General features: G+C 70.4%; 3 protein-coding genes and 1 pseudogene. 2 read left to right on the forward strand and 2 right to left on the reverse strand.

Going from position 1 to position 3217, the window contains the following annotated elements; all coding sequences use genetic code 11:
• A pseudogene (locus tag AB0M27_RS47130) lies at positions 1–93 on the reverse strand (transposase); the annotation flags it as partial.
• Between the two features lie 106 nt (positions 94–199).
• On the reverse strand, positions 200–1213 hold the full coding sequence (locus tag AB0M27_RS47135; RefSeq protein ID WP_365732365.1) for a helix-turn-helix domain-containing protein: 1014 nt from the start codon (positions 1211–1213) through the stop codon (positions 200–202).
• A gap of 70 nt (positions 1214–1283) precedes the next feature.
• Here AB0M27_RS47135 and AB0M27_RS47140 point away from each other — a divergent pair, with 70 nt between their 5' ends.
• Positions 1284–2252, forward strand: coding sequence for an NADP-dependent oxidoreductase (locus AB0M27_RS47140; RefSeq protein WP_365732366.1), 969 nt, complete (start codon positions 1284–1286; stop codon positions 2250–2252).
• Positions 2249–2890 (forward strand): NAD(P)-binding domain-containing protein, encoded by a 642-nt coding sequence (locus tag AB0M27_RS47145; protein ID WP_365732367.1) that lies wholly within the window; start codon positions 2249–2251, stop codon positions 2888–2890. Before AB0M27_RS47140 ends, AB0M27_RS47145 begins: the two co-directional genes overlap by 4 nt.
• Positions 2891–3217: the final 327 nt, after the last annotated feature.

Below are 3217 nucleotides of genomic sequence, written 5' to 3' on the forward strand. Positions count from 1 at the left end.
GCGGACGTGCGCGTCGTACTCCTTGCGAAGCAGGCGGGCGGAGACTCCCTTGAGGGAGTTGACCAGCTTGGAGAGCTGAACCTTCGGCGGGTAGTTGTTCTATCCACGGAGGTTGGTGACAGGGCGCGGCTGGTAAGTGGGGCCGACTGCCGACGATTTCGCTCGCCTGCGCAGATGCTGTTGTTCATGGGCGAGGCGGTCACTCCTCGTCAGGCATCTCGCCGCGGATTCGGAAGGCGGTGCGGTACGCCTGGGGCGAGACCCCGATGGCCGCATGCAGGTGCTGCCGCAACGAGTTCCCCGTGGCGAAGCCGACCTCCGCAGCGATCCGGTCGACCGAGAGGTCGGTCGTCTCCAGGAGGGTGCGGGCGTGGTTCACCCGCTGCTGGGTGAGCCAGCGGCCGGGGCTGGTGCCGGTCTCCTCCTGGAAGCGGCGGGAGAAGGTGCGCGGGCTCATTCGGGCGTGCGCGGCGAGCTCTCGCAGGGCGAGCGGCCGGTCGAGGTGTTCCAGGGCCCAGGCGCGGGTTTCGCCGGTGCCGGTGGAGCCCTGGGCGGGCATGGGCTGGACGATGAACTGGGCCTGGCCGCCTTCGCGCCAGGGCGGGACCACGCACTGCCGGGCGACCTGGTTGGCGACGGCGCTGCCGTGGTCGCGGCGGACCAAGTGCAGGCATGCGTCGATCCCGGAGGCGACACCGGCCGAGGTGAGTACGTCACCGTCGCTGACGAATAGCACGGCGGGGTCCAGGGCCACGCGGGGGAACAACTGATGGAACTCGTCTGCGAGTGCCCAGTGCGTGGTCGCGGGCCGTCCGTCGAGCAGCCCGGCCGCGGCCAGGGTGAACGCGCCGGTGCACAGGGACACGATGCGGGTACCGGGGCGGATGCGGGCGAGCGCGGCACGGACCGGCTCGGGCAGGTCGGCCGTGAAGCGGCTCATGTCGTAGGGCGGGAGGATGACGGTGTCGGCGCTCTCCAGTGCCTCGGGTCCGTGGTCGAGTGTGAGGGTGGGGCCAGTGCTGGTCGTGACCGTACGGTCCTCGGTCGCGGAGCAGCACCCCACCTCGTACGCGCCCGGAAGCCCGGCGTAGCGGACCCCGCCGAAGACCCGCTCGGGGATGCCCAGGTCGAAGAGGTACACGCCGTCGAGAGCGAGGACGACGACCCGGTGTGGCGGCCCGGCAGAGGCGGTGGAGGGTTCGAGCGTGGCCATGGCACGATTCTATGGGTTAATGACCATCTTGCCATTGGCGAGGTCAGGGCCCCTGCCGCAGCCTGGAATCATGAACACGCACACCATGCAGGTCATCAGCCAGGACACCCTCGGGGACCCGGACGTGCTCCACCCCATCGAGCGCGCGCGCCCGGAGCCCGGCGTCGGGCAGGTCCTCGTCGCCGTGCACGCCGCCGGGATCAATCCCACCGACGCTCAGCACCGCAGGCTCGGCCTGTTCCTGGGGGAGCCGCCCTTCACGCTGGGCTGGGACGTGTCCGGCGTCGTCGAGGCGGTCGGCCTGGGCGTATCGCTCTTCGCGCCGGGCGACGAGGTGTTCGGCATGCTGCCGTACCCGAACGGCGCTGGAGCCTATGCCGAATACGTCACCGGCCCGGTCCGCGCCTTCGCGCCCAAGCCCGCCGCGCTCAGCCACGCCGAGGCCGCTGCGCTGCCGATGGCGGGCCTGGTCGCCTCGCAGGCGTTGGTCGACACCGCCGACGTGCGAGAGGGACAGCGGGTGCTGGTCCTCGGAGCGGCCGGCGGCATCGGGCACATCGCTGTGCAGGTCGCCAAGGCGCGCGGCGCGTACGTGATCGGCACGGCGTCCGGCGACAAGTGCGACCTCGTGCGCGATCTGGGAGCGGACGAGGTCATCGACTACCGCACCGCCGACGTCGCCAAGGGGGCCCACGACATCGACGTGGTTCTCGACACGGTCGGCGGCGCCGACCGGCTGCGCTCTCTGGAAACTCTCAGGCCCGGCGGCATCTTGGTCTCCAGCCTGCCCGTTGAGTTCGACGAAGTGACCAAGCGGGCCGCCGAGTTGGGGCTGCGGGCCACGAACCTGGTCGTCGAGCACGACCGGGCCGGCATGACCGGCCTCGCCGCTCTCGCTGAGACGGGGCGGCTGCGCCCGCACGTCGCCGCCACCTTCCCGCTGGCCGAGGCGGCGAAGGCTCACGCGCTGGCCGAGGCGGGCGGCGCCACCGGCAAGCTGGTGCTCACCGTCCGCCCGCAGGCCGGCAGCAAGTCGTGACGACGATCGGCTTCATCGGCGCGGGCAGTATCGCCCTCCAGGTCGCTCGAAATGCGGTTCAGCTCGGCTACGACGTCATCCTCAGCAACTCGCGCGGACCCGAGACGCTGAGGGACCTGGTCGCCGAGCTGGGACCTGCCGCCCGTGCAGCGACGGTCCTCAAGACGGCGCAGGACGCGGACGTCGTCATGACCGGTATCCCCATGGCGGCATACCGGGACCTGCCCGTTGCACCGCTCCGGGGCAAAATCGTCATCGACGCCATCAACTACTATCCGCCCCGCGACGGTCACATCCCCGAGCTGGACCACGGCCGGACGACCACCTCCGGGCTGGTGCAGCAGCACCTCGAAGGCGCCCACGTCGCCAAGGGCTTCAACCACATCGCCGCGGCCGACGTCCCCACCGATCGTCGGCCGAGCGGCACACCCGGACGGCGCGCACTCACCACCGCCAGCGACTTCCCCGAGGCGGCAGCGTTCGTCGCGAAACTCTACGATCAGTTCGGCTTCGACACCCTGAACCTCGGCCCGCTCTCGGAAAGCTGGCGCGCCGAATTCGGCCGTCCCGCCTTCCTCGCGGCGCTGGACGCTGTCGGCCTGCAGGCTCGTTTGGCCGAGGCTCCCCGGGTCGTGTGACGTAGCGATCCGACGATCACGCGCCCACGCGGGTGCCGGCACCTACGACCGCGACGCAAAAGTCCCCGCATAACGCGGGATCGCCCGCGACCAAGATGCGGGCGAGAACGCCATCGTGACCGCTGACGTTAGGCCGAGCCGAGCCGCGCCACGGGCACGTCCGCGCTCAGCGCAGCCAGCACCCGGCCATCGTCATCTTCAGAGCCAGAAAGACCCCGCATGGTCCACCGCAACGCACCGTTCCTAATCAGTGAGCAGTAGTGAGTCTTGGACCCATACCTGGTCACTGCGGGCATCCCGAACGGTTTTGGATGTCCTGGTCGCCCG

This window comes from Streptomyces sp. NPDC052107 (genome assembly GCF_040680215.1).
GTDB lineage: Bacteria > Actinomycetota > Actinomycetes > Streptomycetales > Streptomycetaceae > Streptomyces.